Source organism: Buchnera aphidicola str. Ak (Acyrthosiphon kondoi), assembly GCF_000225445.1.
Classification (GTDB): Bacteria; Pseudomonadota; Gammaproteobacteria; order Enterobacterales; family Enterobacteriaceae; genus Buchnera; species Buchnera aphidicola_A.
Genome location: NC_017257.1, coordinates 1 through 7,784, shown reverse-complemented (window position 1 = coordinate 7,784; position 7,784 = coordinate 1). Strand labels below are relative to the sequence as shown.

The 7,784-nt window shown below is 26.6% G+C and carries 7 protein-coding genes; 1 reads left to right on the top strand and 6 read right to left on the bottom strand.

The features are described from left to right. The 6 genes from leuD to BAKON_RS03110 form a co-directional block, all read right to left on the bottom strand. The gene (gene leuD, locus BAKON_RS03135; protein ID WP_014499737.1) at positions 1–624 is read right to left on the bottom strand and encodes a 3-isopropylmalate dehydratase small subunit; all 624 of its coding nucleotides are present in this window, start codon (positions 622–624) and stop codon (positions 1–3) included. Further along, positions 618–2,042 carry a 3-isopropylmalate dehydratase large subunit gene (gene leuC / locus BAKON_RS03130; protein ID WP_014499736.1) on the bottom strand — a complete coding sequence of 475 codons (1,425 nt, stop codon included), beginning with the start codon at positions 2,040–2,042 and terminating at the stop codon, positions 618–620. Before leuC ends, leuD begins: the two co-directional genes overlap by 7 nt. A 5-nt stretch (positions 2,043–2,047) precedes the next feature. Beyond that, the gene (gene leuB, locus BAKON_RS03125) at positions 2,048–3,139 is read right to left on the bottom strand and encodes a 3-isopropylmalate dehydrogenase (protein ID WP_014499735.1); all 1,092 of its coding nucleotides are present in this window, start codon (positions 3,137–3,139) and stop codon (positions 2,048–2,050) included. Positions 3,140–3,201: 62 nt separating this feature from the next. Then, positions 3,202–4,761, bottom strand: coding sequence for a 2-isopropylmalate synthase (leuA, locus tag BAKON_RS03120; RefSeq protein WP_014499734.1), 1,560 nt, complete (start codon positions 4,759–4,761; stop codon positions 3,202–3,204). A gap of 139 nt (positions 4,762–4,900) precedes the next feature. Next, complete coding sequence (gene repA / locus BAKON_RS03115) at positions 4,901–5,647, bottom strand: plasmid replication initiator RepA (protein WP_014499733.1); 747 nt, start codon at positions 5,645–5,647, stop codon at positions 4,901–4,903. A 146-nt stretch (positions 5,648–5,793) separates the two neighbouring features. Next, the gene (locus tag BAKON_RS03110; RefSeq protein WP_014499732.1) at positions 5,794–6,297 is read right to left on the bottom strand and encodes a TIGR00645 family protein; all 504 of its coding nucleotides are present in this window, start codon (positions 6,295–6,297) and stop codon (positions 5,794–5,796) included. A 308-nt stretch (positions 6,298–6,605) separates the two neighbouring features. Here BAKON_RS03110 and repA (BAKON_RS03105) point away from each other — a divergent pair, with 308 nt between their 5' ends. Continuing rightward, entirely contained in the window at positions 6,606–7,457 is an 852-nt protein-coding gene (repA, locus tag BAKON_RS03105; RefSeq protein WP_014499731.1) for a plasmid replication initiator RepA, read from the top strand. Positions 7,458–7,784: the final 327 nt, after the last annotated feature.

The window sequence follows — 7,784 nt, the reverse complement described above, 5'->3', positions numbered from 1 at the left end:
TTAAGATTTAAACTCTCGCCTTTCTAAAATAAAATCAGATATACCCCCTTCATAAGTTTTTATATCCGATAAATGTTTCATAGTTAAGTCAATACTATCTAAATTATTTAATAAACAAAAATAATAAGAATCATCTAATTCAAATGAAAATATATTTTTATTTACAGTAATTGTTTTATCAATTAAACTAATATTAAAATTAATAGCTATATCACACTTTACAATATCAAAAAGAAATGAAATTTCACTTTTACTTAAAGTAATTAAAAGTAGTTTATTATTAAAACTGTTATCATAAAAAATATCAGCAAAACTAGGTGCTATGATTACTTTAAATCCATAATCTACTAAAGACCAAACAGCATGCTCTCTTGAAGATCCACAGCCAAAATTCTCACCAGTTAATAAAATACTTGCATTTTTATAAATTTTCTTATTTAAAATAAATTGCTCATTTTTAATCTTTTGATTTACATCAAGAAAACGCCAGTCATGAAATAAGTATTTACCAAATCCAATTTTATTTACTCTTTTTAAAAATTGCTTAGGAATAATAATATCCGTATCTATATTAGATATATCTAAGGGAACAACAATACCTGTATGACCAATAAATTTTAACATTTTTTATTAATCTCACTATTATCTAATTTTCTTACATCAAAAAATTTACCATATATAGCTGCTGCAGCAGCCATGATGGGACTTACTAAATGTGTTCTCCCTCCTCTGCCCTGACGACCTTCAAAATTTCGATTACTAGTAGAAGCACAACGTTCACCATCATTTAATCTATCTTTATTCATGCCTAAACACATAGAACAACCAGGCAAACGCCATTCAAAACCTGCATCAATAAAAATTTTATCTAACCCCTCACTTTCAGCTTGTTTCTTTACCAAACCTGAACCAGGGACAACAATGGCTTTAACATTATCAGAAATTTTTTTATTTTTTATTATCTTTGAGGCTGCTCTTAAATCTTCTATACGTGCATTAGTACAAGAACCAATAAAAACTTTATGAATAGTAATATCAGTTAAATAAGTACCTGTTTTTAAACCCATATATTTACAAGCAGATCTTGCTAAATCTTGTTTTATTGAATTATTAAAACTATGAAAATTAGGTATTTTTTGATCAATCCCCATTACCTGATCAGGATTTGTCCCCCAAGTAATTTGTGGTGAAAGATTTGATATATTTATCTTAAAAACTTTATCAAAAAAAGCATCTTTATCAGTTTTTAAATCTTTCCAAAATTTTAATGATTTTTCCCAAAGTACACCATGTGGTGAATACATTCTATTTTTTAAATATGAATATGTAATTTCATCAGGGGCTATTAATCCTGATTTTGCACCCATCTCAATTGCCATATTACAAATTGTCATTCTTTCTTCCATGCTCATTTTTTTAATTACATCTCCACAAAACTCAATTATATATCCAGATCCTCCTGATGATCCCAATTCCCCAATGATAAATAGAATTATATCTTTTGCAGTAATAAATTTCTGCATCTTTCCTACAATTTCTATTTTCATATTTTTAAAACGTTTTTGTTTTAATGTCTGAGTAGCAAGAACATGTTCTACTTCTGAAGTACCAATACCAAAAGCTAATGCCCCAAAAGCACCATGAGTAGATGTATGAGAATCACCACATACAATTGTCATGCCTGGTAAAGACATGCCTTGTTCAGGACCAATGACGTGCACTATACCTTGATTAGGATGTTTAATATCATATAATGATATATTAAATTCATTACAATTTTTAATTAATTGTTCCATTTGTTTTTTTGCCATTGATCCAGATGCGTTAATATCTTGACTTTTTGTCGAAACATTATGATCCATAGTAGCAAAAGTTTTTTTAGGTTGTCTAACTTGTCTATTTTTATCTCGTAATGAATCAAAAGCTTGAGGCGAGGTAACCTCATGAAGCAAATGTAAATCTATATATAAAAGAGACGTATTATTTTTTTCATTAAAAACAATATGTGAATCATATATTTTATCATATAAAGTTTTCTTCATTTTTATTATTCACCATTAATTAAAGAATCAGCAATTGCATCACCCATTTCATTTGTTTTTAAAAAATCATTATTATTTGCTATATCTGCCGTTCTATAACCTTTTTTTAAACAAAAACTTACAGCTCGATCAATTTTATCTGCAATTTCATTTAAATTCATTCCATATCTAATTAACATAGAAAGCGAAAGAATTTGAGCAATAGGATTAGCAATATTTTTACCCTGAATATCAGGTGCAGATCCCCCAGCTGGTTCATATAATCCAAAATTTTTTTCATTTAAACTAGCTGATGGTAACATTCCAATCGAACCAGTAATTATAGCACATTCATCAGAAATGATATCTCCAAAGAGATTAGAACATAATAATATATCAAATTGATTAGGATCTTTGATAATCTGCATAGTAGCATTATCAACATATAAATGAGATAGATAAACATCTGGATATTTTTTAGACACATTATCTACTATCTCTCTCCATAAGACTGAACTTTGAAGAACATTTGATTTATCTATAGAACAAACTTTTTTTCTCCTAAAACGTGCTAATTTAAAAGCTAAATGAGCAATTCTCATGATTTCATACTCATGATAAATTTCCGTATCAAAAGCATATTTCGCATCTTTTTCGATTACATACCCCTTAGGTTTACCAAAATAAATCCCCCCTGTTAATTCTCTAATACATAATATATCAAATCCATCTTTTACAATATCAGAACGAAGAGGAGATAAACATTGTAATTCTGGATATAATTTTGCTGGTCTTAAATTAGAAAAAAGATTAAAATGTTTTCTTAAGGGTAATAGAGACGCTCTTTCCGGACGTTTTTCTATGGGAAGTTTGTCCCATTTTTTGCCTCCAACAGAACCAAATAAAATAGCATCAGCATTTTCACATCCTATTAATGTGCTTTTTGGCAAAGCAACACCCTCACGATCAATAGCTATTCCTCCAATATTAAATTCTTCAATTACTAGAGATAACAAGAATTTTTTTTTTAAAATATCTATAATTTTATATGCTTCTTGCATAACTTCAGGACCTACTCCATCACCAGGTAATACTGCAATACGATAACTTTTTTTCATATAAAAACCTCTTTTTTAAATCAAATTTAAATTAAAAAATGACAATGTATCTAACAAAAAGATTAATTATTTTTAAAATTTTTTAAAGTTTTTAACTTTTTATTAACCTCTTTTGCTTTCCATATATTATTTAATACATTAATCATCGCTTGCGCTGAAGATTCGATAATATCAGTAGCTAAACCCACTCCATGAAACTTTCTTTTTTCATGTTCAACTAAAATATCTACCTGACCTAATGCATCCCTACCTTTACCCTTAGCAACAAGTTGAAATTTTTGTAATATTATAGGAAAACATGTTATTCTGTTTAATGCTTGATAAATAGCATCAACTGGTCCATTACTTGTCGTAGAAGATTCTGTATATGTTTTTTTTCCGCATAATAATTTAACTGATGCAGTTGATAAACCATTAGAAATAGATTGTACGCTAAAAAATTTTAGAGAAAAATATTCTAATTCATCTTGTTGCTTATTAATAAATGCTAATGCTTCTAAGTCATAATCAAAAACCTGACCCTTTTTATCAGCTAATTTTAAAAAAGCAGCATATAGTTCATCTATGTTATAGTCACTTTTTTTATATCCCATTTCATCCATATAATGTTTTACTGCCGCTCTTCCAGAACGAGAAGTTAAATTAAGTTTTACCTCTTTTAAACCAATACTACTAGGGTCCATGATTTCATAATTTCTTCTATTTTTTAAAACACCATCTTGATGAATCCCAGAAGAATGTGCAAATGCATTGCTACCTACTATCGCTTTATTAGATGGAATTGGCATATTGCAAATTTGACTAATAATTTGACTAGTACGATAAATTTCTTTATGGTTGATATTAGTAGAAACACCTAATATATCTTCTCTAACTTTTATAGCCATAATTACTTCTTCTAACGCTGTATTTCCAGCTCTTTCACCAATTCCATTTATAGTGCCCTCTATTTGTCTAGCTCCTGCCTGTATAGCTGATATTGAATTTCCTACAGCCATTCCTAAATCATCATGGCAATGTACAGAAATTATGGATTTGTGAATATTAGGTACACGCTCAAACAAATTTTTGATTATTAAAGATAATTCATTAGGTATTGTATACCCTACTGTATCAGGTATATTAATTGTTTTTACACCTGATTTTATTAGTTTTTCTACAATACGACATAAATTATCCATTGTAGTTCTACTAGCATCTTCACAAGAAAATTCAATATCGTCTGTATAACGTAAAGCTTTCTTTACTGAAAAAACAGCCATATCTATTATTTCATTAAAATTCTTTTTTAATTTTGATTCCATGTGTAAAGTTGAGGTAGCCAAAAAAATATGAATCCGAAAAGAACTAGATGAAGACATAGCTTCTCCAGCTGCGTCAATATCTTTTTCTACACAACGAGCTAAACTACATATTCGACTGTTTTTTATTTTCTTAGATATAGTTTGAACTGATTTAAAATCTCCTGGTGATGAAATAGGGAATCCTATTTCCATGATATCTATACCAGACTTTTCTAAAGATAATGCAATTTGCAATTTTTCTTTAACACTAAGACTTGCTTGTAATGCTTGCTCCCCATCGCGCAGAGTTGTATCAAAAATAATAACTTTAGAATTCATAAAAATTTTCTCAATTTAAATAATGAAATATTTTATTTAATAAAAATAAATTTATACAATAAAAATTTCATCAGACATCGTACACAAAAAATTTTTTGTGTACGATGTCTGATGAAATTTTTATTGTATAAATTTATTATTATGATTTTTTTTTATATAAATTACATAAATTACTGTATTCAATATCTATCTTTTTTTTAAGACCCTTAGGACCTATTTTGGTTAATTCACCAGCTGTGTAGTAATTAATCAAAGCATTTAAAATTTTATTTCTAGCTGTTTTTTCATCCAGTTGTGATATTATTTTTGTATCTGAAAAAGAAATAAAAATTCCCCTTTCCTTCTTTTTTTTCGATAACTTTATTTTATTAGATAAGTAAATATTTATTTTGGATTGGGGGATATTACATAACATAAAAAACATAGGGGTTAAAAAAATTTTTTTAGGTGTATAATTACTAATTGATTTACTTTGTATTTTTTTACATTTAACAAATCCCATTGGTTCTAAAAACTCACTTATTAAACGTGAAGCACGAGTAATAGATTTATTACCAGAGTCTGATAAGGTAGATAATCCACATTCATCTGCTAATTTTTCAATAGAAGCTTCAACTAATTTAGAATTGATATTAAAATAATATAACATAGCAAGTACTATAGCTTTCATTGCACAAGCTCTATGTTTATTTAATTGTCTAAATCGAGTTAAAACATTACCAGTTTTAGGATCTATAGGAAGTAAGGTATCATTTAATTTACTTCTAGAGACATCGATCTCTGATGCTTTTTTCATTGCATAACAAATAAATGCAGATCTTTTTTTATCATTTTTAGGTGGATTGAAAAATGGTTTGGGATTATATATATAATTTTTTCTAGGCACTAAACACACTTGATTAAAAGTAAAATAAATTTTTAAAAAGAAGAATTTTTGATAAATGATATAATGAATAAGATATTTTTCACATAACATATATAACATTAATACAAAAAAATTTCAAATTTTATTATTTTTTAAGTAAAAAATGATTAATGAAGAATATGTTTCTTTTTGCTCATTTTGTCAATATATGCCATTCCAAAAGCAGATAAAACAAAAGTCAAATGAATTATAACACATAGCATAATTTTGTTATCTAATATTTTTTCAGCTTCCATAAAAAGACGTAAAAGATGAACAGAAGATATAGCAACTATTGACGATGCAACTTTATTTTTTATAGAATTTACATCCATAGTCCCCATCCATCCTAATCTTTTTTGATTATCTTGTATATCCATTTTGGAAATAAAATTTTCATATCCAGAAAACATTACCATAACTAATAATCCACCTACTAATGCAATATCGATTAAGGATAAAACTACTAAAACTAAGCCTGATTCAGACATGGCTACAATATCAGGAATAATAAATACAATTTGTTGAAAAAATTTCAACGTTAATAATATAAATCCAAATGATAGACCTACATATACAGGAAACATCAACCAGCGAGAAGCATATATAGTTTTTTCAATAATTTTTTCCATTTTTTTACCTAACTAGTGTTTTTGAATGATAAGTATTATTATTTTAAATATAAATCAAATCTTTAAACATATTTTTACATTACATAAAAAATATGAGTATTTTTTAAAGTTTTAATAACTTGTTATTGAAAATAATTAAAATTTATGTTAAAAATATCTTTTCTTTTTATAAATTATATTTATTCATAAAAAAAAAAAAAAGTAAAGTATATATTCTCAAATATAAAAAATTTAAAAACTTAAAAAATTAATTTTATATTTGTTAATGTATGATAAATCAACCTATCTACTATTTTAAGTATCATTTTATGATATCAAGAAAATGTTATATACATAACCCTAATCCCTTTTTTACACCACCAAAAAATAATAAACGTAGACCTTCTTTTATCTGTTATGCTATGAAAAGAGCATCAGAAATAGATGTAGCTCGATGTGAACTAAATTATTTTTTACAAGTTAAAAATATTAAAATGGGGTTTCCTTTAAAAAGATTTAGAAGACTAAACGAGCATCGCGCATGTGCTATGCGAGCTATGGTTTTAGCTATGCTTTATCATTTTAATATTTCTTCGGATTTAGTTCAAGCATCTGTTGAACAATTATCTGACGAATGCGGTTTGTCCACTTTATCTAAGGCAGGTAATAAATCTATTACTCGTGCTTCTAGATTAATTACTAATTTTATGGAACCAATGGGTTTTGTTACTTGTAAAAAAACTTGGGATAAAATATTAGGTAATTATATGCCTAAAATGATTACGCTTACTCCATTATTTTTTATGCTATTTGGTATTTCCGAAAAAAAATTAATAAATGCTAAAAAACAACAATTGGGATGGATAAACAAAAATCTCATTAGTAAAGGTTTTAAACCAATAACTATGATTGATGCTAAAAGACGTTCTAAAGATAGTCAAATTAAAAATATTTTTAAGTATAGAATTTCCAAGCATGCTTTTTACAAAAAGAAGAAGAATGCGCAACGTTTAATTTCATTAGATGAAAAAGAAGCTAGACAAACTATTCTGCGTGCTTTAGTGGCCAAGTATTCTGTTAGTGAATTAACAAAATTGGGGCCCAATGGATTAAAAAAACAAGTTAATATCAGTTATTATTATTTACGAAAAATAGCCACAAACACATATCCTGATAGTTAAGATTATTTAAATTTTTTTAAAATATACGTTTATTCGTAGCATTTTCTATTTTAAAAATTTATACTGATCTTATTTTTTCATCTCCCCCTCTCATAAAGAGCATTTTTTTCTTTATTTTCTCCAATAAAAAAGTAAAATAATTTGTGTTTTTTTTTTTTTTTTAAATACATGCATGCTGTTTTTTTTAATAAACGCTTCTTATATAATAAATGCAAAATAACATTCTTAAAACTTTTATAAAAAAATAAATAATAACATTCTAAAAATCTAAAAAAATAGCGAAATTTTTATATATAAAAATTTCGCTATTTTTTTAGATAATTAAAT